Origin of the sequence: Hymenobacter sp. IS2118, from assembly GCF_000715495.1 — a bacterium.
Classification (GTDB): Bacteria; Bacteroidota; Bacteroidia; order Cytophagales; family Hymenobacteraceae; genus Hymenobacter.
In genome coordinates, this window is the sequence record NZ_JNLX01000064.1 from 1 (window position 1) to 23,573 (window position 23,573).

Below are 23,573 nucleotides of genomic sequence, written 5' to 3' on the forward strand. Positions count from 1 at the left end.
TGAGGTGGTCTAGCTAAGGCGGACAGAAGAAGGACGTATATTTCTTCTGTGATGACAGCTAAAAAGAGCGGAACGTCGCCCGATAAACGACGCAAATACGACGAGGCGTTCAAGGCTGAGGCCCTGCGCCTGGCCAGCGAGAGCCGCAGCACCCAGTCGGCGGCCCGTCAGTTAGGCATCAGCCCCAAGTTGCTCTACCGCTGGCAGCAGGCCCAGGTAGTAGCTGAGGTCGGCAGCGTGGAGGTCGCCCGCGACCCGGAGGTGCGCGCCCTGCGCGCTCGCTTGAAGCGGGCCGAGCAGGAGCTCGATATTTTAAAAAAAGCCTTGGTCATCTTTGGCCAGCCGACCCGGTGAGCACCTACCAGCACATCGCCCAGCGGGCCAGTCAGGTGCCGGTACGCTCCCTCTGCCAAGTGCTCGGCGTGGCCCCGGCCGCCTATTACGCGTGGCAGCGCCGCCAGCAGGTGCCGGCGGTCGAGCCGGCCTGGCAAGTGGCCGTGCGCGAGGCATTTGCCTACCACAGCCAGCGGTATGGCACCCGCCGGCTGCGCGTGGAAGTACAAGCCGACGGCCATCGGGTGGGGCGTTGGCGCATCCGACGCGTGCTCAAAGCGCACGGCCTGCGCGCGCAGCAGCCCCGTTCGTTTGTGCCCCGCACCACCGACTCGGACCCGGCCGTCCAAGCTGCTCCCAACCGCTTGCTCGGCCAGCCGGCCCCCACCGCCCCCAACCGGGTGTGGGTCGGCGACATTACCTACTTGCCCCGCCAGGGCGGAGGCTGGCTCTACCTGGCCGTGTGGCTGGACCGCTGCTCGCGCAAAGTCGTGGGCTGGGACGTGCGCGAAACCATGCCCGAAGACCTGGTCAGCGAGGCCCTGCGGCGGGCGCTGGCCGTGCGCCGGCCCCCGGCGGGCCTCATCGTGCATTCCGACCAGGGTAGTCAGTACCGGGCCACCCGGTTTAAGGACTTACTAGCGCGCCACGGCGCGCAGCAAAGCATGAGCCGGCGCGGCAACTGCTACGACAATGCGCACGCTGAATCGTTTTGGAGTCGCTTCAAAGCCGAACTACTCGACGGCGGCCGCTTCTCCGGGCTGGAAGAAGCCCGGCTCGAAATCAGCCACCACATCGCCTACTACAACGCCGAACGCCGCCACTCGGCTCTCGGGTACCTCGCCCCGAACCACTTCGAAACCCACCTTCAAACCACGTCCCAATTGTGTCCAGCTTAGCTAGACCACCTCATTGCTTCAACCAACTGCTTCTTTTGTCCTGGCTTTAGGGCCTTGAAAATATCGAACAGTTCTTGTAATTCCTGGCTCTTCGATGTGTTTGCCACATCCAGTAAGTCCTTAAGCGCTTCATCGGTCTTGCGCTCAGTCAGGCTGTCGCGAAGCTTGTATGCAATGGAGCCCTTAACTGCTTTAGCAGTTGTAATTAATGTCAGCTTAGTCTGCAGTGGGTCCCACCTCTTTTCTTTCAGGCCTTCACTCCACACCCGTATGCTTTTCCACAAATCTGCGCTGGTATTCGACAGCGTCGCCTGCCGCTTCGTGCCAATATGGTGCTTGAGTTGCTGTAATTCAAAAAAAGAAGCCCCATTTAGCTCCACATCATCTAAGCCTTCGATAACGATGGAATTAGCTTCGTCGTCATCCGCTTTGAGTAGCGTCAATAACGCGTATTGGATTTGGTATAGGTAGCCTAGGGCCTGTGGCCCGGCTGCAAACGGAGTGCTCATGAAGGGAGATGGTAGAAATATCCGGAAAACATGAACCTATTGTTCACAAGGAAGGGAATGCAATCTAAATGAATAATTGTAAGCATATACTTTTAAAGCTTCTTTTTTACCTTACCCGCCTACGCAAGTCACCCGCCAGCTCCGCCTCGACCTGCTAACCAAAATTAGTATTGCTCTCATGCTGCTCACCTTCTAGGCCATCGCCAACGGCGCGGGCACGGTGAGGGGAATGGACAAGCCGGCGACTTGCCGGGCGTGGTGGCGTAGCAGGGCAGTGTACTTCTTGCGGCCCTGCTCAATGAGGCCGGGCATGGCCGTTAGCTCGACGCGCCAAACTTCGTGCGGGGCCTTCTTCTGCACGCCGATGATGAGGAAGCGCGTGGACCCGAGTGCATCAAGGTACAAGGCAGCCTGGCGGTCGTAGTCGTACTTCTCGATGGTGGTGAGGAAGTGGGCGCGGTCGGGGCTGCTGGTGGTTTTGAAGTCGATGAGCGTGAGCTGGCGGCCGGCGCGGCTGTGTACCAACAAGTCGGGGCGCAGCTTTACTCCTATCCCCGTGTCCGTGTGGGTGGCGGTGTAGGATTGTTCGGCTTGGCCCCGATACAGCAGGTCGCGGCAATAGCGTTGGCGGCGCACCTGGCGGGCCAACGTCTCCAGGTCGGCCCACTTGATGCCGCGCTCCTCGGTGCGGGCGTAGTGTGGGGGTTCCAGCACGGCGGTGTGGAAGTGGGAGCCGTAGGCCAGGGCCACGGGGTTGAGGGTGTTGGGCTTGCCGAGCAGCGCGGCCTTTAGATTAGACAGGTCGGTGTTGCTGACGTTGGGCAAGGCGCGGTGCTGGGCCTGGGTCAGGGCGGGGTGATGGGTAAGGGCGTGAAACATGACTTTGCGCTTGATGAAGAATGAGTAATCAGGAATTAGCAGATGAGGGCCAGGCGCTGGGGGTCGTCGGCGCGAGCCAGCCAGATGTGGGCCCCGCCGCAACCGACTCGATAGGCGGGCTCGGGAAAGAGCTGGCGAATGGCCGGGGCTAGGTCGCGCAGGTCGGGCAGCGGCTCGGTGGTGGCTACCAGGTTGGTGAGCTGGGCCAGGCTGACGGCTTCGGCCTCGTCGTGGGGCGGCTGCTCGATGAGCAGTTGGGGCGGGTCGGCGGGATTCATGATGGGGTATTTTGGAAGTGAGGAGCCAAGTGGCCCCCACGGCGGGCACCGTGGGGGCCGGAGCGTTAGGCAGCCTGGGGCAAGGCAAGCGGTTCGGCAGCGGCCGGCTCGGGGCTGTTGGGGTCGTCCTGGGCGGGCACGGTGTAGCCGTGCTGGATGCGCAGGTCGGCGTTGCCGGTGTAGGTTTCGGCGCGCCAGATGGGGAAGTCGCGGGCGAAGTCGCGGCGGGCGGCTACCTCGGCCGCGTCAGCGGCTTCGTAGCTGAACTGGGCGATGTAGTAGGTAGCGGTCTTGCCGTCCTTCGTGGTCTGCTTCTTCTCAGCCGTAACTTTTACCGTCACGTCGGCTAGGGTGAGGTCGTCGTAGAACAGCGGCTCAATCAGGCGGTACAGGTTTTCGACGCTGTAGCCGTGGAAGAGCACGGCGCAGATAGCGCCTTTCTCGTCGGCAAAAAACAGCTCGGCCCACAGCTTGCGGCCCATGTTCAAAATGTCATCCTGGAAGATGCGCCAGGCCAGCGGGATGAAGGAAAGCGAGTTGCCAAGCGGCACGGTGCCGCCGATGTTGAACTGGCCGGCCTTGGCATCGAAACGCACCTGACGGGGGTGGCCGGGTAGGTAGCGGAAGCGCGAAACCTGTACGACTTCGCCAGTGGCCTCGTCGGCCTTTTCGGTGAGGTAGGCGGGCACGGCCGTAATGGGGCCGCTGAGGGTGAACACGGGAGCCTCGGGGGCGGTGGTGGATGCGGTACCGGCTTCGGTGGTGGCGGTGCGCTGAGCTTTTACTTTGGTGGACATGATGGGAAATAGTTGGGGGTTGGAAATGAAAAAGGTGGGGCCTATTGGCGGCCGGCCCCTACGCCGTGGGTATGCTATTTGAATTGCTTATCGTGGCACAGAATGGCGCGGCCCACGATGGAATCCTGGCCCCGTGCTTCGGGCTGGTGGTGGTACCACAGATAGGTGGCCACCAGATTGAGGTAAGCGGGGTTGCGGAACTTGCCTTCGTCGTCGATTATCAAAATCAGCTCGGGCGTGAGGCGGATGACATCGACCAGCTGGCAATCGAGCAGCCGGTACAACTCGGCCAGCTTGAAGCTGCGGCCGTTGGCGGGGCTGACCGGCTGCGGCTGGGCGCTGTGCGGGTCTAGCAATTGGGGTTGGTAGGTGGTAGCGGTTTTGGACATGATGGGACGGTTTGTGGTGGGGCCGCCCGGCTTGGCGGCCCTTGGTGAATAATTGATTTAGTAGCCTTCGACCTCGAACATCATCTGCTCGTATTCGCCCTCTTCCCACGCTTCTTGCTCTTGCTCGTGGTGGTAATAGGCCTGGCGTTCCCACTCCTCTTGCTGCTCGTAGTAGGCGTCCTGGGCTTCATCAGCGGCCATTTCATCGCCGCTCAGGCCGTTTAGCTCGGCCTCCGTTGGTTCGTACTGCATGATGGGGGGGGGCTTTTGGGCCCGCGCTGCTACGGCGCGGGCCGGGTGACTAAAAGCGGGGGTACTTGGCACGGGCGGCCTGCAGAGCGGCACCGGCGGGGCTGGCGTGGAAAGCAGTGGCGGCGGCGGCATAAGCGGCGCGGGCCTGCTGGTAGCGAATGATGGCGGCGCGCAGCTGGGCAAAGCGGCCGGGCCCGGAGCGGTAATCGTCGCGCAGCGCGTACTTGGCGGCGCGGGCATCGAACATGGCCGAATGAGCACGGGCCAGCGCGTGGCGGGCGGTGGTGGTGGCTGGGTCGATGGGAGCCGGCGCGGGCGCGGGCGCTACCTGTGGCCGGGGCGGGTACTTGGCCGCCAACCGTGCCAGGGTGGCCTGCAAGGCGGCCATTTTGATAGCAGCTTGGCCAACAGCCGCACCCGTAGCGGGCGCGGCTGGGGCTAGAACCAGGCTAAGCATGGGCCAGCACGCCGGCAAACTCATCCTCGGCCTTGATAACCTCCCACACGGCCCCAAAGGCATAGCCGGGGTGCGTGGCGCGCATGGAGCGGAAGGCCTCGCGCAGCGCGTGAAAGGGGCACTTGCCGGTGCCTTTGAAGTCCGGGCGGGGCTGCCCTTCGGCAGCCGGCTCGGCCAGCTTGAGGCTGATGTACCAGGAGGTGCCGCCCTGGTCGTAAGTGGCGGCGGACTGAGATACCCAAATGCCGGCGAACGGGCAGAGGGCGGGGCCTTTCCAGGCGGCAGCGGCGAGCTGCAAAAGTTGATTGGGTTGCATGGCTGTATGTGTTAGCCGTGGGGTGCCCGCGCCGTAGGCCTCCGGGTGGGCGAGTAGCTAGGTCCTTCCTTTCTACTCTCTAAAGATACAAACAAAATTTGTAATTACAAACTAAACATTTATAAAATTTTGCTTTACCACAAGTATTTATTTCGTATCTTTAAGCATGGAAAAAGACAATAAAAGAGTAGTAGCGGTGGTGGGCAGCAGGGACGTAAAAAGCTGCGCCGCCCTGCTGGCGCGGCTGGCTGAACTGGAGCCGGCGGAAGTGGTGAGCGGCGGGGCGGCCGGGGTGGACGCCCTGGCGGCCAACTGGGCACGGGCCAATGGGGTACCGCTGCTGGAACTGCGGCCCGACTATGCCACCCACGGCCCCACGGCGGCCACCCACGTGCGCAACGCCGAGATAGTGAAGCGGGCCGCCCTGGTGCTGGTGGTGTGGGATGGCCGCAGCAAGGGCACGCTGAGCACGCTGAAGGCCGCCCGACGCCTGGGCCGCAAGGTGGAGCTGCTGCCCCTGGACTAGCGGCCCCTACCCGACCGGAAACGGCACCGGGCAGGCGCTGACACAACAACCTAAATGCCTTGCCCTGGGGGCTTGGGGGCGGGCTGAAGCCCCCAATGGATACTCGGCGGAGCCGGCCGCTTGAGGGTGGAGCGGCCAACCAACGGGAGGTGGCGGAACCCGAGGAAGATGACCGGGCGTCAGCCGGGGCATGGTGGCGGGGGCTTGGGGTACTCCCCAATGAAACCCTCCGCGAAGCGGGCCTAATGGTTTGGCCTGCGTGGCCTGAACGCAGACTTTGGGGATAGGTGGCCGGCGTTTTCCAGCCGGTGGCCTGCGGCCGCATCAGGGGGTGCTGACGGGCGGCGTGAGGGCCTTTTTTGGGCCTTGCGCGGCACGGCAGCGGTGCGGTGGGTCGGCGGTGGGGGCTGGCTGACCATCGGAAAGCGGGCCGTGGGGTGGTTTTTCGGTAGCGTAGGCTGGCCGAATGCAGCGCCCGGAGCCATAGCAAGCTGAGTGAAGAGGGACGTCAGGAGCGATGAACGGGGCGCCGCGTTGGCGTAGGGAGCGAAATGAGGTGGGCCGGAGCGCAGGGCGGTCGTCGCACTAAGCAGCTGCAGCGTCGGGGGAATGCGGGAAGGATGGGAAGGGCACGACCAACGGGAGTGGTGCGCAGCACGGCAGCGAAGCGGACCCCTGGACAGCCTGACCCCGGCCCGGAGCAGCGTGGAGGGCCGGGGGGCCGCCCAACTACTGCATGTTACTCAACATGCCAATCTTTCAACTATTAAAAATGCAATTACACTGGCATTTATGAGGCCGTCTGCTATATGCAACCAAAATTGTCTATTCAGTGTAAATTTGCAAGGTCAATAGTGACTAGCAACTTTTTTAGACAACATGCATATGTTCAGCAGCACGAAAGCCGGGCACTTGGCCCACATTGGAATGACGGCCCTGCTTGGGCAAGTGGCCACTCACGAATTAGTGCCGCCCGACCCGACGGCGATTGAGCACTACGGACGGCTGATAATTCAGGCACTGGTGGCCATTGTGACCATTTGGGCGACGATACGCAAGACCCTGCAGAAGCCCGAGGAAGTGGTGAGGGTACCGGTGGAAGCAGTGCCCGGGGAGAAGGCCGGCAATAGCGGCAACGGGAGCAATGGTAACGGAGCAGAATAGCGCGTCGACGAGGTTACGGCTGCTTCCGCCGCCGCGGCTGAACGTGGCGCAACGGCTGCGGCAGGCTACGCGGCTGTCGCAGGTGCGGACGGAACTGGTGGAAGCCTACCAGGTAGCATTGCGGCGCTGGATGGGTGACCCGGTTCTGATGGCGCTGGGGCTGCCATTTGTGAGCGAAGGGTACCGGTCACCGGAACGGCAGGATGAGCTGTACACCCACGGGCGGAGTGCGCCGGGGCCTATCGTGACGTATAAGCGCGGCGGGGAAAGCAAGCACAATACGCTCCCAAGCCGGGCACTGGACGTGGCCTTTCTACTGGCCGATGGGTCAGTGTCGTGGTCGGGGCTGCTGCTGAGCAAGTTTGCGCGGCTGATGAAAGCAGCCGATGCACGGGTGCATTGGGGCGGCGACTGGCCGGGGTTTAAGGACCGGCCGCATTTTGAGGTGTAGGGAGGAAACAAAACGAGCGGGCCAGATGGTCTGCTCGTTTTGGTTCGCGGCATAATTGAATGGTACTACGGGGACTGTATACTAAATTTTATTATGCTATAGGTCAGTTTATTAAAACTAAAATTGACATCATATTTAGCAATTACAAACTAAATTTGTTAGTCAAGTCGTATACTTGTGGCGGCTAAGCAACTAAAGTAACCTTAGCCGTCTACAATATTTAACAGCCCTAACCTATTTTCAGATGGACCATGTCATTTTATTGGGCAAAGCCTATCCCCTACTTTCAGCGCCTCCCCTGCCCATGATGAATATGTTGCTGTCGTGCGGGTTTCCATCACCGGCAGCCGACTATGAATCGGAGCTGGTAGATTTGAACCGGTTGATGTTGCGGCACCCGGACGCTTCGTTTCTGGCGCGGGCCCATGGCCAGAGCATGACGGGCGCGGGCATTCACGATGGCGACGTGCTGGCGGTGGACCGCAGCATGCTAGCCCAAGACGGCGACATTGTGGTGGCCTGCGTGGAGGGGGAGTACACGGTGAAACGGTTGTCGCAGCGGGTGGACTCGGTGGCGTTGGTGGCGGAGAATCCAGCCTATAAGCCCATTGTGGTGCGGAATGCCGATGAATTGAGAATTTTTGGGGTGGTGGTGTTGGTGTTGCATCCTCTCGTGACGGAGGGAAGAAGGGGACTGAGCTACGTGCGGCCCCAATAATTGCATAGGCTCCACGGAGCCCCTAGCTTCTTAGGCAAAGAGCACCTGACTTATTGGTTTTTACCCTGGCCCCTTCCGAGAGAAGTGAGTCCACTCCCCTACTGCCGTATGTTTGGCCTGGTCGATTGCAACAATTTTTACGCTTCGTGTGAGCGGGTATTCCGGCCGGAACTGGAAGGGCGGCCGGTGGTGGTGCTGTCAAATAATGACGGGTGTGTCGTGGCCCGGTCGCAGGAAGCCAAGGCGCTGGGGCTGAAAATGGGCGTGCCCTACTTCCAGGTGAAGGCGGAATATGAGCAGCGCGGTGGGGTGGCGTGCTCCTCGAACTATGAGCTGTACGGGGACATGAGCCGGCGCGTGATGTGGTACCTGCAGCAGCGGGCGCCGGCGGTAGAAATCTATTCGATTGACGAGGCATTTATGGACTTGCACGGCATGCAGCGGCATTTTGACCTGGCGGGCTGGGCCGGCGACGTGCGCGGGGCGGTTCGGCAGCGCACCGGTATTCCGGTGTGCGTAGGCGTGGCCCCGACCAAGACATTGGCCAAGTTGGCCAACCGACTGGCCAAGTTGGCCAACCAGATGGTCAACTCGACCAACCAGTTGGCCAACTCGGGCTCAGGGGTGGTGTTGCTGGATGACGAGGAGCAGCAGCGCGAGGCGCTGGCGCAGGTGGCGGTGGAAGACGTGTGGGGCGTCGGGTACCGGTCGGCGGCCAAGCTGCACACGGCGGGCATTCGCACGGCCGCGCAGCTGGCGGGCGTGGGCGATGCCTGGGCCCGCAAGAACCTGGGCGGCGTGGTGGGGGCGCGGATGCTACACGAGCTGCGGGGGTTTCCGTGCTCGAGCGTGGCGGTGGAAGACGAGGCGCGCAAGTCCTTGTGCTGCTCCCGCTCGTTTGGGCAGGTGCTGACGCGGATGGAAGACGTGGCCGGGGCGGTGGCCTCTCACGCGGCGCGGGCCGGAGAGAAGCTGCGGGCGCAGGGCATGGCGGCGCGGCTGATGACGGTGTTTATCGAAACCAGTCGGTACGGCAACATGCCCCCGCCCTACTCCTTCTCAGCGCAGCTGACCCTGCCCACGGCGACGGACGACACGCTGGTGCTGACGGGCTGGGCGCGGCGGGGATTGGAGCGGCTGTGGCGGCCGGGCATGCGGTTCGTGAAGGCCGGCATTATGCTGGATGGATTGGAGCGGGCGGGGGCGAGCCAACAGGCAGCGCTGTTTGCGGATACGGCCCGGTCACCGGAGCGCGCCAAATTGATGGGCGCGCTGGATGCGCTGAACAAGCGCTATGGGGGCGGTGCGGTGCGCGTGGGCGCGGCCGTGACAATGGCAGGTCAGCCGGAGCCGTGGGGAATGAAGCGGGGGGCGAAGAGCCCGGCGTTTACGACGAAGTGGGGCGAGCTGTGGCAGGTACGGTGCTAAACCATTCCCGCCCTGAATCAAACATCAAATTATTTGAGCAGATTTTACAGAAACGAAATGGCAAACTTGATAATGTTGCTGGGAGTACGGGTGGAGAGCACACCAGGGATGGTGCGAGAATTGGTGGTTACCCGACCGGGCGCTTCCTGGGAGTGGCGGGCCGGGCTACCGGCGCTGATGGACCAGCGGCCGGCCCCGGCCGTGCTGGTGGAATATCTGGTGCGGCTATTTCAGCGGCAGCGGCCTACTGAAGCGGCGTCGGTGGGGTTGCTGAGTCTGGCAGCGGTGGTACGGATGGCGCTAGCAAGAGCGAATGAAGAAGACGAGGAGTGGGAATGGGCGCAAGAGGTGGCGTGAGGCGTGTCCGACACACGAGCTGAAACGCGCGGTAATCGCAGCAATCTGGACGAGACCAGCTTGGTCCCTTTTTCATTAGAGCTTGGTCCCTATCACTGACTAAATGTGAGCAAGAAGGTGACAGTGGCACTTTTACCCAAATTCAGCTTAGTCCCTACTGGTACATTAGCGCGGCCGTTGAGGTAGCAATGAGGTATTGGAAATGGGCGTAGCAAATGGCATGAGACGTATCCGGCACGTACGCGGATATCTGTGTCCGCGAAATGGGTATTTGTGTCCGTGCGTCGGACACTTATGTCCGCAGGGTTTGGTGTTTGACCGCGGTTTGGCCGCCTGTTAAAGCTCAGAACAACTAAAGAGCGACAAGGGAAAGTCAGTAGTAACCGACAAATAGAGAGTGCGTCTAAACAGGCACAGTTTGAGCCCATCGTGAGCCTTTTCTTAATGAGCTTAAAACGCCTACATACGGCTGTGTGGCACAATTTAGGTGATATTATATGCTACTGTGAGCCCATCATGAGCCCTTCAGCGTGTTGGCGAACTTAGAGGCGCAAAGTCTCTACTAATAGGGATACCAGCGCTTAACGGAACCAATTTGAGCTCACCAAACAATTTAATACGTTGTTCAATAGTTATTTATCAATAAATCCAAGTGTCGTACCTGCTGGGTAATAGCAGCGCTGGCATCAAGCAAATCCGGCCAGATTGTGAGCCTTCCTAAACCCACTCGTACAGTGGCACGGGCATCATCACGCGATAAGCCGATAGCCAACAGCGTGGGGGATGGTTCGATGGTGCCAGCATCGCAGGCAGAGCCAGTGCTCAAGGCCAGAGACGGCAGGCGGGCTAATAAGGCATCAGCTTCGATGCCGGGGAAGGTCAGGCTGGAGTTGTGGGGCAGCCGGGATAGAGTGTTGCCGTTGCGGTAAGCATTGGGAATGGCGGTGAGGATAACCGATTCAAACTCATCGCGCAAAGTGGCCAGACGGGTACTCTCCTCCGCTAGCACCTGGGTGCAACGAGCACATGCGGCACCAAAGCCGACGATGCCGGGAACATTGGGGGTGCCAGGACGCCAGCCCCGCTCCTGCCCACCGCCGTAGCCTAACGGTTCGAGTTGGGTGCGGCGAGGATGCCGGACGATAAGAGCCCCGATACCCTGGGGACCATAGAGCTTATGACTGCTAATGGAGAGCATATCAGCGCCCCAAGCCAGCATATCGACGGGAATTTTACCGACGGCCTGAGCAGCGTCGGTGTGGAAGAAAGCACCGGCGGCGTGGGCTAGCTGGGCTAGTTGCTGGATGGGCTGAATAGTGCCGACTTCGCCGTTGGCAGCGTGAACAGACACGAGCAGGGTATCGGCGTTGATGGCCTCAGCGGCTGCAGCCATGTCTATGGTGCCTTGCGCATCGACGGGCAGGGTAATTATTTCAAACCCTTCGCGGGCTAGCTGCTTAGCGGGGTTGATAATGGCCTTGTGCTCGATGGCCGAAATGACGATGCGGCGACGGGGATTAGTGGCGCGGGCAGCACGGGCGTAACCGAGCAGCGCGAGGTTGTTGGCCTCGGTTGCCCCGCTGGTAAAAATGACTTCACCAGGCTGGGCTCCTACCAAGGCGGCTACCTGCTCGCGGGCTTGCTGCACGGCATCGGCGGTGCGGGTGCCAGCGGCATGGGCAGAAGACGGGTTGCCAAACTGCGCGGTGAAGTAGGGCAGCATGGCTTCCAGCACGAGTGGGTCGCAGGGCGTGGTGGCGTGGTGGTCGAGGTAAATGAGCGGTGGCATTGATAGCAAATTAAGGAGCCACGAATTGCCCGTACTTGCGATACTCGGGGTCGAGGTTGTAAAGCTGGTCCCATACCCCTTGGCGCAGGTCAGTGGCAGGTTGAACACAGTACTTTTTAAAGTCATCGTCACTAACCTCGCCGTGGGGGAAGAGAAGTTTCATGTAGCCACTGGACAAGGCCCGAATACTTTCCTGATTGCGCTGATAAGCATCGGGACCGAGGTTGATGTGGCGGGCGCAGTAGGCATCAATTTCCAAGTCCTGACGCAGTAACAGCAGAATATCGCTGAAATAATCGGCTTTGAGGCCGCTCTGTTCGGCGAAGCTGGCAGGTGACAGTTTGGGTATTTTCCAACCTGGGATGAGGCCCCGGATACGGTCAAGAAAGGCTGTTTCTTGCAAGAAAACGGGCAACTCGCTCACAATGGGTTGGCGAGCGGGCCGTTGGTTGGCATCAAGGGTAATGTTGGCCAATAGCACAAACCCGCAGTCGGAGGCCATTTCGTGCTTGCCACCCCGCGATATTTTACCGTTGGCCAAGTAACCCTTGAGGCCGCCGACGATTTCGGCCGGGTTCTCAAATTTTAAAGTCTGTACTTCATCGAGTACCACAACAGCATAGCGGGCCAAGATGCCGGGCTGGTTGGTTTGGTTATTGACGAAAAGCACGGCGGGCGACACGTTGCCGCCGCTGATGAGGCGCACGAGGGGCGAGATATTCTCATACACGTAGCTTTTACCGGTGCCCTTGGGGGCTAGTTCCATGAGATGCACGTTCTTTTGCACCAATGGCAACAGGCGGGCCAACACTAGTAATTGAGCTTCGGGGGTATAGGCAGCGGGATTATAGCCCATGGTGAGCATGAGCAAGGAGCGCCATTCCGGAAGGCTAAACTCGCGCCGGGCTTCGCGCCAACGGCTCAAGTCCACGGTAGATTGCATGGGCTGGAACTCGGTGATGACAATGCCTTGGTCGCGGATGTAAAGCAGCTGGGCCACCCCCCACATTCCTTGTTGGAGCAGGGCTGGGTATGCTTCGAGCAGGTGTTCGGCAATCTGGGCTCGCTCCTCACCAATCATGGGCAGCTTGGCCACACGTTCAGCTTTTTTGCCAGTCAGGTTCACATCCACCTGTACGGGCGTGAGGATACGCACGGCCTCGCCATTTAGCAGGCGGTTGCGGATTAGATTACCCTCGTCGGCCTTGGGCACGACGCGGGCCGCCCACTCCAACACTGTAGTTGCATCTTCGGCCGAAAGAGGCCCTCGGCCTGGGGCTCTGGATTCAAGTACCCACTCGGCCACATAACCAGGGATGCCCCGGCTTTGCAACTTGGAAGCCGGCAGGCGACGCTTATCGATAGATACGTTGCCGAAAACCCGCACTACTTTGGCTTCGAGCGCAACCAAGTCGACACCGTTCACGAGGTTGGGCAAGGGCAGGGTGCCTTCGTCAAAGAGACTACCGAATAATTCATCAGAAGCAAGTGCCATCGGAGCAGAAATAATTAGAGGTCGCCAAGCAGGTCGGCTTGGCGGGTTTGGAATTCGTCGGTGCTGAGTTGATTGGTCAGCGGAAACTGCTGTTCGCGGCCATCGGCCAGCTCGACGGTGAGGAGTAAAGTGGCCGTGCCGATGCGCAAACCATCGGGCCAATTCGGGAGTGGCACGGGGACGGACGTGCTCTGCTGGTCAGGCAGGGTTGTGCTCACATCAGCTTCAATAAATGAGGTACCCGACCAGCTAATTTGCAGCCGACGTAAGCGAACGGAGCGGTCGGCTTCGTTGAAAAGTTGCAGGGTGATGGTGCCGAGGGTGCCCGCCCGTGCCCGGCCGGTGGCAGTGCCCGTGACCTTGATGGGTACGGCATCGCGCTGGAGCGTGAGCCAGGGCACTACCACTTCTTCGGGCCAGATGCCGCCGTGGGAGAAGTTGTCGGGGCCACCGGACTGGCTGCCGTCTTTGCGGAGCTTGAGAAAGCTGCGCTCGTCGCGCACGACCCCAGCCCAGCCGGGTAGGCTGAAAAACTCGGGGTCGAGCCATTCAATATCTGGGGAAGGCGCAGGACGGGGGCCGGGGGCCAGGCGGTAGGCCACCCGGCCGTGGGCTTCGAAACCGTCGGGTACGGCCACTGCGCGGGTGCCGGGGCCAGCCATGCGGCCATGGTCGGTGGTGAGCAATACCCGCAGGGCCAGGGAGCGGGGAATTTCCTGGGCTACGTCCACAATGGTTTGGGCCAAAGTAGCAAGAATGCCCACCGCATTGCGGCGCACCACCGTAGCTTGGGCCGACTGGTGGTAGGTGGCATCGGGTTGCAGGGGCTTCCAGACCAGAAGCTGGCCGCCGCCGAGCTGGCGGGCGTGTTGCACGGGGTCCTGGCTGTCGCGCACGTCAGCCGCCGCTTCGGCATCCAGTTGGGGCAAACGACCCAGGGTGTTTTGGTAAGGAATGCCCGCCCGAACAGGCACTTTGGTGAAGTGGGTGATGGTGGGCAGCAGACCAAAGCAGCGAGCCGCTTCGGTGGTAGCTAGGCGGTTGGCGGACAACTCACCTATTTTCTGGGCCACGAAACGGGCATCGGCCCAACTCAGGCCATCGGCAATTACCCACACTACCACTTCGTTGGGAGACTGTGGAAGTACCCGGCTGGGCTGGGACCAGTAGAGGTGCTGGTACGGATGGGTGGCCCCGGCCAAGCGAGCGGGGTAAGTGGCCAACAGCCAAGCGCCAAATGCCAAGGCGTGGTGACGCACGGTGGCAATGGCGGCTTCGTCGGGCTGGTCGAGGGCCGCTTGCCAGAGGCGGTAAGGTAGGTACTCGTCGGTCGTCCAGCGCAACACCGCCTCGGGCTCATCAGGCAGGGGGCCGGGTTCGGGTGGGGGCAGGTAGCGAACCAACCGGGCATAATCCTCGGGAGCCATACTGGCGCGCAAAGTGCGCAGAAGGTCGGCGGTGAGAGCAGCCCGGTGCTGATAAACATACTGCACGGCTACGTTGAGAACCAACGGCAGCAAGTCGGGATGCAAGAACTGGTTATTGGTTTGCGCCCACCAAGCGGCAACTGCTAAGCCAGCCTCGGTGCCGGTGGGTCGGGCATCTACGTAGCGCGGCAGGTCGATTTCCCAGTGCTGACGGGCGGCGGCGGCCCACGGGGCGGGCACTGGCACTGGGCAAGGGCCAGCCCAAGCGAAAGCCTGGCGCAAAGGCCGGGCTAGCGGAGCCGGGGCCAATCCTACCCAGGCCTGGTAAGTAGTCAGGGCTATGTCCGGGTCAAGCGGCATCAGAAGGACTGCCTGGGGGGCGGCTTTTTCCCACTCAGCCAGCCATGCGGTCAGCAAGGCAACGTGTTGCGGTGGCCACTCAACTCGGTCGGTATGGTGCAGCCAGGCCAGCCACTGCCCGGCAATGGCCACCACGGCGGCAGGCTCGGCATCAGGGGCTGCTTCCCACAATGCCTGGGCGGACGGGTATAGTGCGGTGATGACGGCCGGCAGCGTGAGCGGAGCGGGCCACGTGTCAGCTCCCCAATGGGTATGCAGTTCCTCCGCTACGGCCTGAGCGGTAGCGGTAGGTAAGGTAGCTACCAGGCGTTGGAGCGTGTAGCCGGGCGAAGCCAACTCCTGGCACTCGCCGCCTTTAGCTTCCCACCACTTGCTGGCCCACTGCGTGAGCGCGAGGCCACGCACCACAACGGGCGGGACTGAGAGGCCGGCGCTGGTGGTTTCGCGTAGCCATTCCAACTCGGTGGCAACGACAGCATAACCCACCGGAACGCGGGCATCACCGTGGGGGTCAAGCAGCAGAAAAGAGGTAACAGCGGGCACGATATTGAACAGGTATGACGGAAGACTAAGCGGTTTGCAACTCTAACAACTGCTGGAGGCGTACCAACAGCGCCTTTTGCTCGGCGCGGCTGCCAATGTCAAGAAAGGCCTTTTCGGCGACGCTGGCGCGGTCTTTAGCTACGCGGCGCTTCAGGTCTTTCTCCAACGCATCGCGGCGGGGTTTATCTTCGGCGGGTAGAAATTCAAGTTTTCTCTCCACATCAGCCAGCAGCGAAGCGGGGGCTTCCTGGGCTTCGTTGCGGCGGATTAGCTCATCAAGCTTTTCACGGGCAGCCTGGCGCTGTTGGTCGAATCGGCTCTCGAATTCGGTGCGTTCCTGGGCAACGAGAGCAAGCTGGGCCTCGGCCAAGCCATCACGGGCTGCAAGGCGCTCGTATTCCTTGACAACGCGGCGCATGTCGTCGGCTGTTTTGGGCCTCTCACGCCGCAGTTCTTTAAGGTCGGCCAATAAGGTAGTAGTCCGCTTGGCGTGAAACTCCAATTCCTTGATTTGTTCGGCCTCAGGGGTACCCTCAAACTGGGCGGCGCGGCGGTTGAGGTCGCGCTCGAAGGTGGCGATGGCGGCACCTTCGGTGAAGGCCTGGGCCCGCTCCTGCATGGACAGCAGCCATGCTTCGGCCTCCTGGCGCTTGGTGGTAAGGGCAATAGTGGCCTCGGCTACCATTGCTACCGTAGAATCAGCTTTGGGGTCAGCGTTATCAAATAGATTGAGCAGCTCCCGTACATCGGCTAAAGCATTGGCCTTACGCGACTCGGTCACCTTATCGCGAATGTCCTTATCCAGTCCTTCTTTACCGAACTCTTCATTTAGTTTTTCCAGCTGCTGCTGGGCATCGCGCACCCGGCGCTCCAAGTCGGGCTCGCCCAAGGGAGCGAGCAGAACCAGTAGTTTATTCAGGTTCTGCTTGTTAAGCTCGTAACTCCGCACTGAGGCGTTGGCCAGTTCCGAGCATACATCGCTAAGCAGGGGCCTGAGCTTAATACTGGCACCCTTCTGAGCCTGGCCGATGGCGGCTTGGCTGGGGGGCAACACCCGGCCTAACGGTACCCCGGCTTTGGTGGGGTCGCTGAACAGCTGGTAAAGGTCAACAAGCTGCTTGATGCCGTTGGCGGTAGTGGGCACGGCTTCCAGACTGCCGAGGCCGTCAGTTATGCGAGCTTCGTACTCCTGGGCCTGCTTCACTTCATGGGTGAGCTGGCGGGCAGCTTGCTCCGCTTCGTCGCGTAGGTGGGGTTTGCTGCCTTCGGTGCTGGCAAACTGGGTAAGCTTTTGAAGCACGGTATCGGCCTCGGCCAGCGCCATGGGTGTGGGGTAGCGCAGCTTGCTGAGCAACTCCTGCACTTCGTCTTCTACCATTTCCTCGTCGCGGCGGGTAGCCCGCAGGTCGTAGGTGTGCAGTATGGTTTCGAGAATAGTCTCAAAATTGTTGCCAGTACCCAACCATGTTTTGTAATCTAAAACTTTGCCGGTAGCATCAGTTATCTGGAGCTGGTGGCGGTTCACGCCGCACCAAGTAGCAAAAAGCAGGCCCAGCGACCACGGGTCATAGCCGTATGGAGCGTTGAGCAATTGCAGTAGCACCGGACGCAGGGGCTGGGATTCAGCACCTGGAGGCACCGCGGCTTCGAGCAAATCCCAGGCGTGTTTCACCAAGGACAACTTGGGCGCAACAACCCGTTCGCTGGTATCGACAACGCCCCAGGAACCGGGCGAACCAATGCGCAGCACCTTGCTGTAGAGGTCGCGGGCACGGCCTAGATTGCCCCGCTCAGTATTAGCCGCCCAATCCAGGAAATTGCCTTTGTAGAGACGTACTGCGGCCAGGCCCACGGCCTCGCGCAGTTTGGGGCCGCGGGTGGGCTCGCCCAAGTAGGGCGCGAAGCGGTAATACACCGTTTCGTAAGCAGCGGCCAGCAGATGGGTCAGGTTTACGAGGCGCTTGCTCGTGAGCAAACGCTCGATACCGGAGCGGTGCAAGGTAGGCACGGCGTATTCGGTAGCGGCGCGCACTTCGGCTTTGAGCACATCGAGGGCACTTTGTACGGTGGCGCGCACGGCGGCACGGCGCAAGGTGAGCGGCTCGGTACCAAGGTCACGTTTCTGCGCTTCGGACAAGTTGGCCAGCACATCCAGCTCCAGCACCGCATTGAGCAGGGCTTCGTGGGGCTTTTTGGGTAGCACTACTACCACGGGGGGCACCTGCTGCCGGTCGGCGAAGGTGGATACAGCCTGATTAAGGTCGGCCTCGGCGTGCTGGCGCAGCCATTGCACGTCGCCTTCGGTAGCGGCCAGAGGAACCAACACATAGCCCCGCGCCGCGGCCGAGAGCCTGCCGTTTTCCAGGCACCGGGGCTTGAGCAAGTCGGCTAGGTAAGCCGAATTCCACAGCTGGCGCGGCACAAACATCACGCTGGCGCTCCAGTCGGCGTTGGTAGAGCCGTGGAATACGACTTCGCCCACCGGCGCAAACTTGGCTTCTTCGTCTTTCAGCCCCCGGTAAAGGGCGGTGAGCATCCGGTTATCATCGCGCCGCAATTTTTCGAGGCCCTCAGCTACTGCTACACGGACCTGAGAACCGTCCTGGTTGTTGGCCCAAAAGCGGTAAGTGGCGCTCACTGGGTCGAGTTCGATGTAGCCGGCGCTTTCGAGTGTTTCGAGGGTGCGCTTCACCAGGGGCCGGGCCAGGCCGGTGAGCACCGCCAATGCCCCTGAGTAGTCGGTAGCGTCGGTGTCGCCGGGCGAGAAGCCGGCGGTACTATAGAGCAGCATGGCCTGGAGCGTGGCCTCGGTATGAGGAATCTTTGCGGGGGCCGCTTTGCCCAACGTGGTTTGGAACTGCTTCCAATCATCATCGGATACGAGCTGGTGCTTGTAATAAGCCACCAAGGCAATGGGACGCACCCAGCACAGGCGTTGGTCGTCGGCCAAGGCGCGACGGCCCTGCATGTCCTTCATCGTGTCGGTAACGAAGGAAAGTACCGTGCGAGCGGCTGAGCCAGCCCGTAGAGTGGCCGAACACAGCAGGGCGGTGGTGAGCGGGTGCAGCGGGTGACAGCCGTAGGCCAGCATGTGCCGGATGCGGTCGAGCGTCCAGCCAGTAGCATCGGTGTAGCGCTGGGGAAAGAAGTTGCGCACGGCATCTACGGCATCGACTACGTCGTTGTCGGCTACCGAGTCGTCGGGTGTGAGTTCTTCCCACACGGATTTGTCTTGCTTGAGGTAGGCATCGAGCACAGCCTCCATGGGCGAGTAGAGCGGGTTGCGGGCCTCGTTCGGCAGGCGAGTTAGTTCTTTTTTGAGGTCGCCAAGGGCGCTTTTGGTGGCGCCGCGCTCGCGCATGGCCAACTCGGCAACGTCGTCGGGGTCTTGCTGAGAAAAGGCTAGTAGCACGGCGCGGTTGCGCTTGCCAACCTGGCCGGGGTCGGGCTTCTGCAAGTCGCTGATGCCGTCGAGTAGACTTTGCAGGGGCTGACTATCGGTGTGGCGGCCATATTGCCGGGCGTAGGCCTCGACAAAAGCCGCGAACTCATCAAACAGAACCAGGATGCCCGCGAAGGGCTTATCGGGGCCGCAGAAGTCGCGGCCTACTTTGTTGAGCAACTCACGGGGCGTGAGGGCAGCCCCAAAATTGGGGTACACGCCCAGCACATGCTCAACCAGCTGGTGGGTCAATTCGCGGTGTCGGCCGTCGCGTAGGTCACCGTGTAGTGTTGCCCGCAAGGCTCCCAGGTCGATGTTTTCGCCGGGAGCAGTGGCTTCAAGATACTTATTGGCGATGGCGACTTGCTCGGGGCTAAATTTATCAAGGGCGGTGAGCGCCTTGTCGAACCACAGGCCGAGGTCGGTGCCGCGGGTGTCGGGGTTTTCGTTCAGCGCCTTTTCGAAGCCGCGCACTACGGCGGCGGACAGGCTGTCATCGCCGCCCCCGGTGAGGCGCAACACCAAATGGGGCTTGCGGTCGGCTTTGAAGGTGCGCAGGCGGGTTTCTACGCCAGGAGCGACGTGCTTCACGCCAGCCAGAATGGCCTCTACTTCGTCCGAGCCAGAAGGTTGGCCAAAAAAGTTGGCCAAGGCGAGGGCCAAATGGGACTTGCCGTGGCCATAGGTAGCCTGTAACACCCGGCGAGGGTCTTCTTTTTTATTGGAATCGTGAGCACTGTACTCATAAGCGTTGCACACCGTTTCTAGTACCTGCACCGACGGTTGCTCGTCGGCCCCGATGCGCTGGTTCGTCCACTGGTAGGCTTTGGCCAAAGCCAGGTTGTCGGGGTCGGCGGGGTATTGGCTTAGCCGCACGTCATACACGAAGCGGAAATCGGGATTAGGGACTGTTACATCACCAATGAGGGTAGAATTGAGTTTCATTAAAGGCAAACGCTAATTAGGACGGAAGGAACCAAAAATCAATACAGTAGTCGGTAAGGCAGCATCTCAGAGTTCTACCCCCCGGCAGGGCTCGGCCTGGAGCCAGCGGTTGGGTTCAGGGGGGCCGAAGTCGCGGTAGGTCTGGGGCAGGGCCAACAGCAAGGGCGGGCGCTGACGCAAGTCGAAAAGGGCCGCCCAAAACACCTGTATTTCGGCCGTGGGCAGGCGGGTGAGTAAAGCGTCGAGGCCCCAAAGCCAAGTGCCGGTGGTGCCGGCAGTAGCGGTATGTAGATGACGGAGCAGGTCGGAAGCACTGGCAGGGACGCGTTGGGTACCCTGGGCTTCGCAGGTTGCCAGCACTTCGCGGCCCAGGTGCCGGGGCTGTAGCTCGAGGCAGTGGGTAGCCCAGCGGGGACCGGCGGTGTAAGCAGCTGGCGACAGCCACAGCACTGCGCAGCGCCGGGTGGTAGTGCCGCTGGCCAGTGCTCGCACCAAGGCCCGCACGGGCATGGGCACAGCGGCGCAGTCGAAGGCCGGTTCATCGTCGAACCAGTCGGTTAGCAGGGAAGCAGGTGGGGCGGGCGACATGGTGGCGCGGGCGTTAGCGGTAGAGGTGGGTTTGCCAGAGGGTGGCCGCATCGAGGCTAGGCTGGCGGATAATCTGGTACGGCAGGTGCTTGCGCTGCCGCTTCACAAGGGCCATATCGGGGGCAGCAAGGGAGCCGAGCAAGTCGTTTACCTTGTTTTCGCTCAGCAGCAGCACCCGCGCCAATTCACCCTGGGTTACTTGTTCAAGCAGCACATCGGCGCGGTCGGGCCAGTGGCGTTGCCAGTAGTCGGCCAGTAGGCAAGCAAACGCACCAACCGACAGTGCCCGAGGCTGGCGTACCGTGTACTGGCTGCGGCCTTCAGCCTCTTCGAGGATGCCTAGTGAACCCAATGAGTCTAGGTCGCTGTAAGTGCCAATGAAAACAGCCGCTGCCTCGCGATATGTGTCAGGAGCCAAGGGAGCCGCCCCCCCTTCTGTTGTAATTTCTCTTATGTCGTCAGCTAAGTGAGAGCTGGAAACAGGTCGGCCAGGTGTAAAACCTTCATTTACAAGCCTATTCCAATACAAAGGGCCAGGCATATGAGAAACACTCATTCCATAATGCAAACACCATTGTGTATCCGCTTCGGAAAGGGAAGAATCATTCTCAACTACTGTCTGTCCGAACGGAGTAAGAGTTAAATCTTCGTTAGTTAGCCCTGATGCTTTGAGATAGTTACGGTAGCTTTTAACTTGATTGTTTCCTAGCGTGGTAGCTTGCTTGAAATCATCATAGACCAGTGTATTACCGGGCTTATTGTTTTCAACAACGCGAAGCATTTGCGCCAAGCCATTACGATTTAATTTGAACTGCTCGTGAAATGCAGTCCCTAATTTTTGGCTAACAATCATGCTGTTTATGGTTTCACGGAGCCGCGTCCTGAAGTTTTGTTCTTTTATAATTAGCCATGCCTTATCGCTAAAACGGGCAAAATCAATATTTTCAGTTATTTTCTTCGAGCCTCCGCCTGGTGTCGATATTTTATCGTACTCGGGTTTGCGGCCTGGTTTGATTTCGTGTTCCCAAAAGCTGGAACTACGCAGGTGAAAGAAGGGCTGACTTATTTGCATCCAATCACCCGCATCTGCAAGCAAATTGAATTGTTCGCGAAATGCCTTGCCTAATTGGTCGTCATAGTAAATCCGATTCTCGGAGATTTTACCAGAATCAAGCAGGTCAAATACTGCAAGCAAAAGCAGTAGTTTATGCGGCTTCTCACGGTTATTAATGACCCGTCTTTTAAGCGAGGAAACTTCGGTTATTAGGTCGTCTAAGCTCATCACAGATGGCAGATGTTACAGCCGTTTTCAGAATCATCATCCTCGCCAAGCAAGTCAATTAGCGAAGGGTTGGCCTTTTTACCGGCTTCTTTTCGCGAATTGAAATCAGCCATGATTTTGGCAACTCTTTCGGGTTCCGCCAATTCTTCAAGGCTTTCCTTTTGGTTCCAGGTGTAGCGCCTTCCACTTTCTTCATCGAACTTTTCAAAAGCCTTGGCTTTTTCGAACAAGTCGGGGTGGCGCTCTTTCAAACCTACCCACTCGTTGCGCTGCTGGTAGAAGCAGAAGTAGCATCCAGAACGGGAACGCCACTCGTAATATTTAGGCAAGCCTAACCCGCTGTCATCGAGAATTTGCATGACATCATCGTAACCTAACCCATCGTCTTTAAATGGTAGAATCGGAATGATGTTAGGCTTGCTGGAAATGTAGCCGGAACGGTTTTCGTCGCCACGGATGCCAACGTAAGAATAAACTAAGTCGTCGCCAACAAAATCCTCGAAAGGCTTTATTTTAAGTACACGAGTACACCAGCGGGTACGGGCGTCCGGCAGCATATTGTTCCACAAATCCAGAAAGTGCTGAAAAGGCCTGTCGGGATTGAGCCGGTCAATTTTCTTACCTAATTGGGCTTCGAGCAGGGCAAGGTAGTCGTAGGTTTCGGGCAGCTCCTCACCGGTGTCGGCGAAGGCATACTCCATATCGGGCACCTTATCGCGCATATACAGGGCAAGGGCTGTAGAGTCTTTGCCGCCGGAGAGGCAGAGGATGTGGCGCACCTTGGCTCCTTCTGGGTGGAGGGGGCCAGTGTAGTTAGGCTGATTTAGCATGGATAAGAGCGGTACTAGGCAGCGGGAGATGCTTCGGCGGCCCACTCTTGGAGTAGGTCGTTGAGCAAGGCCAGCAGCTGGTTAGCGGCGGGTTCGATGGGCTGGGTGGGCTGGAAGCCGTGGGTCAGCTCGTCGCGCAGGGTGAGGGCTTCGAGGGCGAAGTCGTAATGGGGGATGGAGAGGTGGCCGAACGAGTAGAGCTGGCGGAGCAGGGAGAGGTCGGCGAGTTGGTCGAAGGGCAAGGCCTGGGCTTCGGCGTGGCGGCGAAGCAGGGTTTCGAGGGCCGCCCAAGCCAGCAGGAACGCGGATTCGGAGTCGCCAGTGGCCAGCAGATGCTGGGCCCGCTGGGCGCGGGCGCGGGCACTAGCCCAGGGCAGCAGCTCGGTGGTGCGTCGTAAGTGTTGCACCGGCTCAGGGCGGTCGGGGGTGACGAGCAGAAAGCGCCAGCCGGGGTGTTGGCGCACGGTGAGAATCAGCTCCTGCAAGCGTTCTATTGGAATAGGCGCTTGCGCACCCTTGACTTCGATGAGCAGGTGTTCATCTTCCTTTTCGGCCAGCAAGTCGGGGCGATAACCGCGGAGGTCAAATGGCACGGCCGTGGCGGGCGGCCCGACGCGGACTTTGTAGCCCTGCTGGATATAGCGGCTGGCCAGCTCAGGAATGAAGTCAGCTTCAAATTGGCGGGATATGGTAGCAGGCATAACGAGCGGGTTAGAATAAGGCAAGTGGAGTGGGCGCTGGCCCGGCCGACACCTGCACGTACACACATTCTTTTTCGTTGCGAATGGCGGTGATGAGGGTCTTGGGCAAGCGGGTGAAGTCAGCCGGGTCGGCAAACTGGCGACGGTGGGCTACGAGGTCGGTTATGAGTACGTCGTCGGGGTAGACCACGCCGTTCAGCGCATCGAGAATAGGCTTGAGAATGTTGTCAATATCAATGGGGTCGGTATCGTACAAGAACACAACAGTGGCGGCAAATGCCGGTTGGGCCAGCACTGGGCGATTCCACAGCTTTTTGGCCTGACGGCGCACCTCGGCTATCCAGGCCTGTTTTTTTCCGCTATCGGCTTGCACCGAAAGCGGGCGGCGCTTAACAATCATTTCGAAAACAACGTGCAT

General features: G+C 60.1%; 25 protein-coding genes. 8 read left to right on the forward strand and 17 right to left on the reverse strand.

All coding sequences use genetic code 11. The annotated features are described in order from the left end of the window. Positions 1 to 51 precede the first annotated feature (51 nt). Complete coding sequence (locus GM79_RS04455; protein ID WP_035559892.1) at positions 52 to 354, forward strand: transposase; 303 nt, start codon at positions 52 to 54, stop codon at positions 352 to 354. After that, complete coding sequence (locus GM79_RS04460; RefSeq protein WP_051718507.1) at positions 351 to 1,232, forward strand: IS3 family transposase; 882 nt, start codon at positions 351 to 353, stop codon at positions 1,230 to 1,232. The genes GM79_RS04455 and GM79_RS04460 overlap by 4 nt, the downstream gene beginning before the upstream one ends. On the opposite strand, the gene GM79_RS04465 is transcribed toward GM79_RS04460, so the two are convergent. From GM79_RS04465 to GM79_RS04500, 8 genes are all read right to left on the reverse strand, one after another. Beyond that, on the reverse strand, positions 1,229 to 1,741 hold the full coding sequence (locus GM79_RS04465) for a dsDNA nuclease domain-containing protein (RefSeq protein WP_051718508.1): 513 nt from the start codon (positions 1,739 to 1,741) through the stop codon (positions 1,229 to 1,231). The genes GM79_RS04460 and GM79_RS04465 overlap by 4 nt on opposite strands. Before the next feature lie 192 nt (positions 1,742 to 1,933). Beyond that, a complete protein-coding gene (locus tag GM79_RS04470; RefSeq protein WP_035559933.1) occupies positions 1,934 to 2,620 on the reverse strand; it encodes a PD-(D/E)XK nuclease-like domain-containing protein in 687 nt (228 codons plus the stop codon). A gap of 35 nt (positions 2,621 to 2,655) precedes the next feature. Further along, on the reverse strand, positions 2,656 to 2,898 hold the full coding sequence (locus GM79_RS04475; protein WP_035559936.1) for a hypothetical protein: 243 nt from the start codon (positions 2,896 to 2,898) through the stop codon (positions 2,656 to 2,658). A 65-nt stretch (positions 2,899 to 2,963) separates the two neighbouring features. Next, positions 2,964 to 3,695: a hypothetical protein gene (locus GM79_RS04480; protein WP_235183917.1), complete on the reverse strand. Its 732-nt coding sequence runs from the start codon at positions 3,693 to 3,695 to the stop codon at positions 2,964 to 2,966. Positions 3,696 to 3,769: 74 nt separating this feature from the next. Then, positions 3,770 to 4,084: a hypothetical protein gene (locus GM79_RS04485; protein ID WP_035559939.1), complete on the reverse strand. Its 315-nt coding sequence runs from the start codon at positions 4,082 to 4,084 to the stop codon at positions 3,770 to 3,772. 57 nt (positions 4,085 to 4,141) lie between these two features. Further along, entirely contained in the window at positions 4,142 to 4,336 is a 195-nt protein-coding gene (locus GM79_RS04490; RefSeq protein ID WP_035559941.1) for a hypothetical protein, read from the reverse strand. Between the two features lie 49 nt (positions 4,337 to 4,385). Then, positions 4,386 to 4,793, reverse strand: a complete 408-nt coding sequence (locus GM79_RS04495) for a hypothetical protein (RefSeq protein WP_152559828.1) — start codon at positions 4,791 to 4,793, stop codon at positions 4,386 to 4,388. Then, on the reverse strand, positions 4,786 to 5,109 hold the full coding sequence (locus GM79_RS04500) for a hypothetical protein (RefSeq protein ID WP_152559829.1): 324 nt from the start codon (positions 5,107 to 5,109) through the stop codon (positions 4,786 to 4,788). Before GM79_RS04500 ends, GM79_RS04495 begins: the two co-directional genes overlap by 8 nt. Positions 5,110 to 5,275: 166 nt before the next feature. Between GM79_RS04500 and GM79_RS04505 the strand changes: the two genes are divergently transcribed. From GM79_RS04505 to GM79_RS04530, 6 genes are all read left to right on the forward strand, one after another. Continuing rightward, positions 5,276 to 5,635 (forward strand): SLOG family protein, encoded by a 360-nt coding sequence (locus GM79_RS04505; RefSeq protein ID WP_035559944.1) that lies wholly within the window; start codon positions 5,276 to 5,278, stop codon positions 5,633 to 5,635. Between the two features lie 885 nt (positions 5,636 to 6,520). Next, complete coding sequence (locus tag GM79_RS04510) at positions 6,521 to 6,799, forward strand: hypothetical protein (protein ID WP_035559945.1); 279 nt, start codon at positions 6,521 to 6,523, stop codon at positions 6,797 to 6,799. Between the two features lie 43 nt (positions 6,800 to 6,842). Continuing rightward, the gene (locus GM79_RS04515) at positions 6,843 to 7,250 is read left to right on the forward strand and encodes a M15 family metallopeptidase (protein ID WP_051718509.1); all 408 of its coding nucleotides are present in this window, start codon (positions 6,843 to 6,845) and stop codon (positions 7,248 to 7,250) included. A 304-nt stretch (positions 7,251 to 7,554) separates the two neighbouring features. Continuing rightward, a complete protein-coding gene (locus GM79_RS04520) occupies positions 7,555 to 7,968 on the forward strand; it encodes a LexA family protein (RefSeq protein ID WP_235183918.1) in 414 nt (137 codons plus the stop codon). Positions 7,969 to 8,076: 108 nt separating this feature from the next. Next, on the forward strand, positions 8,077 to 9,396 hold the full coding sequence (locus tag GM79_RS04525; RefSeq protein ID WP_035559946.1) for a Y-family DNA polymerase: 1,320 nt from the start codon (positions 8,077 to 8,079) through the stop codon (positions 9,394 to 9,396). Between the two features lie 57 nt (positions 9,397 to 9,453). Next, on the forward strand, positions 9,454 to 9,753 hold the full coding sequence (locus tag GM79_RS04530; RefSeq protein WP_035559947.1) for a hypothetical protein: 300 nt from the start codon (positions 9,454 to 9,456) through the stop codon (positions 9,751 to 9,753). A gap of 625 nt (positions 9,754 to 10,378) precedes the next feature. On the opposite strand, the gene GM79_RS04535 is transcribed toward GM79_RS04530, so the two are convergent. From GM79_RS04535 to GM79_RS04575, 9 genes are all read right to left on the reverse strand, one after another. Then, positions 10,379 to 11,542, reverse strand: coding sequence for a cysteine desulfurase family protein (locus GM79_RS04535; RefSeq protein ID WP_035559948.1), 1,164 nt, complete (start codon positions 11,540 to 11,542; stop codon positions 10,379 to 10,381). A gap of 10 nt (positions 11,543 to 11,552) precedes the next feature. Continuing rightward, positions 11,553 to 13,037 carry a BREX system Lon protease-like protein BrxL gene (brxL, locus tag GM79_RS04540; RefSeq protein ID WP_081867553.1) on the reverse strand — a complete coding sequence of 495 codons (1,485 nt, stop codon included), beginning with the start codon at positions 13,035 to 13,037 and terminating at the stop codon, positions 11,553 to 11,555. 14 nt (positions 13,038 to 13,051) lie between these two features. After that, entirely contained in the window at positions 13,052 to 15,367 is a 2,316-nt protein-coding gene (locus GM79_RS04545; protein WP_035559950.1) for a hypothetical protein, read from the reverse strand. 25 nt (positions 15,368 to 15,392) lie between these two features. Next, positions 15,393 to 19,754 carry a hypothetical protein gene (locus GM79_RS04550; RefSeq protein WP_035559952.1) on the reverse strand — a complete coding sequence of 1,454 codons (4,362 nt, stop codon included), beginning with the start codon at positions 19,752 to 19,754 and terminating at the stop codon, positions 15,393 to 15,395. Positions 19,755 to 19,820: 66 nt separating this feature from the next. After that, entirely contained in the window at positions 19,821 to 20,393 is a 573-nt protein-coding gene (locus GM79_RS04555) for a hypothetical protein (RefSeq protein ID WP_152559830.1), read from the reverse strand. Beyond that, positions 20,356 to 21,624 (reverse strand): DUF4007 family protein, encoded by a 1,269-nt coding sequence (locus tag GM79_RS23655; RefSeq protein WP_072008534.1) that lies wholly within the window; start codon positions 21,622 to 21,624, stop codon positions 20,356 to 20,358. The genes GM79_RS04555 and GM79_RS23655 overlap by 38 nt, the downstream gene beginning before the upstream one ends. Beyond that, positions 21,624 to 22,454, reverse strand: a complete 831-nt coding sequence (locus GM79_RS04565) for a phosphoadenosine phosphosulfate reductase family protein (RefSeq protein WP_035559959.1) — start codon at positions 22,452 to 22,454, stop codon at positions 21,624 to 21,626. The genes GM79_RS23655 and GM79_RS04565 overlap by 1 nt, the downstream gene beginning before the upstream one ends. A 14-nt stretch (positions 22,455 to 22,468) precedes the next feature. After that, positions 22,469 to 23,155, reverse strand: coding sequence for a hypothetical protein (locus GM79_RS04570; protein WP_035559962.1), 687 nt, complete (start codon positions 23,153 to 23,155; stop codon positions 22,469 to 22,471). A gap of 10 nt (positions 23,156 to 23,165) precedes the next feature. Further along, complete coding sequence (locus GM79_RS04575) at positions 23,166 to 23,573, reverse strand: RusA family crossover junction endodeoxyribonuclease (RefSeq protein WP_035559965.1); 408 nt, start codon at positions 23,571 to 23,573, stop codon at positions 23,166 to 23,168.

What these genes read in the sequence shown, in the direction of transcription:
- GM79_RS04465 (WP_051718508.1), bottom strand. Translation starts at nt 1,741, where the DNA reads ATGAGCACTCCGTTTGCAGCCGGGCCACAGGCCCTAGGCTACCTATAC.
- GM79_RS04510 (WP_035559945.1), top strand. Translation starts at nt 6,521, where the DNA reads ATGTTCAGCAGCACGAAAGCCGGGCACTTGGCCCACATTGGAATGACG.
- GM79_RS04570 (WP_035559962.1), bottom strand. Translation starts at nt 23,155, where the DNA reads ATGCCTGCTACCATATCCCGCCAATTTGAAGCTGACTTCATTCCTGAG.
- GM79_RS04575 (WP_035559965.1), bottom strand. Translation starts at nt 23,573, where the DNA reads ATGCACGTTGTTTTCGAAATGATTGTTAAGCGCCGCCCGCTTTCGGTG.
- GM79_RS04480 (WP_235183917.1), bottom strand. Translation starts at nt 3,695, where the DNA reads ATGTCCACCAAAGTAAAAGCTCAGCGCACCGCCACCACCGAAGCCGGT.
- GM79_RS04505 (WP_035559944.1), top strand. Translation starts at nt 5,276, where the DNA reads ATGGAAAAAGACAATAAAAGAGTAGTAGCGGTGGTGGGCAGCAGGGAC.
- brxL (WP_081867553.1), bottom strand. Translation starts at nt 13,037, where the DNA reads ATGGCACTTGCTTCTGATGAATTATTCGGTAGTCTCTTTGACGAAGGC.
- GM79_RS04490 (WP_035559941.1), bottom strand. Translation starts at nt 4,336, where the DNA reads ATGCAGTACGAACCAACGGAGGCCGAGCTAAACGGCCTGAGCGGCGAT.
- GM79_RS04475 (WP_035559936.1), bottom strand. Translation starts at nt 2,898, where the DNA reads ATGAATCCCGCCGACCCGCCCCAACTGCTCATCGAGCAGCCGCCCCAC.
- GM79_RS04495 (WP_152559828.1), bottom strand. Translation starts at nt 4,793, where the DNA reads ATGCTTAGCCTGGTTCTAGCCCCAGCCGCGCCCGCTACGGGTGCGGCT.
- GM79_RS04500 (WP_152559829.1), bottom strand. Translation starts at nt 5,109, where the DNA reads ATGCAACCCAATCAACTTTTGCAGCTCGCCGCTGCCGCCTGGAAAGGC.
- GM79_RS04525 (WP_035559946.1), top strand. Translation starts at nt 8,077, where the DNA reads ATGTTTGGCCTGGTCGATTGCAACAATTTTTACGCTTCGTGTGAGCGG.
- GM79_RS04485 (WP_035559939.1), bottom strand. Translation starts at nt 4,084, where the DNA reads ATGTCCAAAACCGCTACCACCTACCAACCCCAATTGCTAGACCCGCAC.
- GM79_RS04470 (WP_035559933.1), bottom strand. Translation starts at nt 2,620, where the DNA reads ATGTTTCACGCCCTTACCCATCACCCCGCCCTGACCCAGGCCCAGCAC.
- GM79_RS04565 (WP_035559959.1), bottom strand. Translation starts at nt 22,454, where the DNA reads ATGCTAAATCAGCCTAACTACACTGGCCCCCTCCACCCAGAAGGAGCC.
- GM79_RS04550 (WP_035559952.1), bottom strand. Translation starts at nt 19,754, where the DNA reads ATGAAACTCAATTCTACCCTCATTGGTGATGTAACAGTCCCTAATCCC.
- GM79_RS04535 (WP_035559948.1), bottom strand. Translation starts at nt 11,542, where the DNA reads ATGCCACCGCTCATTTACCTCGACCACCACGCCACCACGCCCTGCGAC.
- GM79_RS04555 (WP_152559830.1), bottom strand. Translation starts at nt 20,393, where the DNA reads ATGCGGCCACCCTCTGGCAAACCCACCTCTACCGCTAACGCCCGCGCC.
- GM79_RS04530 (WP_035559947.1), top strand. Translation starts at nt 9,454, where the DNA reads ATGGCAAACTTGATAATGTTGCTGGGAGTACGGGTGGAGAGCACACCA.
- GM79_RS04520 (WP_235183918.1), top strand. Translation starts at nt 7,555, where the DNA reads ATGATGAATATGTTGCTGTCGTGCGGGTTTCCATCACCGGCAGCCGAC.
- GM79_RS23655 (WP_072008534.1), bottom strand. Translation starts at nt 21,624, where the DNA reads ATGAGCTTAGACGACCTAATAACCGAAGTTTCCTCGCTTAAAAGACGG.
- GM79_RS04455 (WP_035559892.1), top strand. Translation starts at nt 52, where the DNA reads ATGACAGCTAAAAAGAGCGGAACGTCGCCCGATAAACGACGCAAATAC.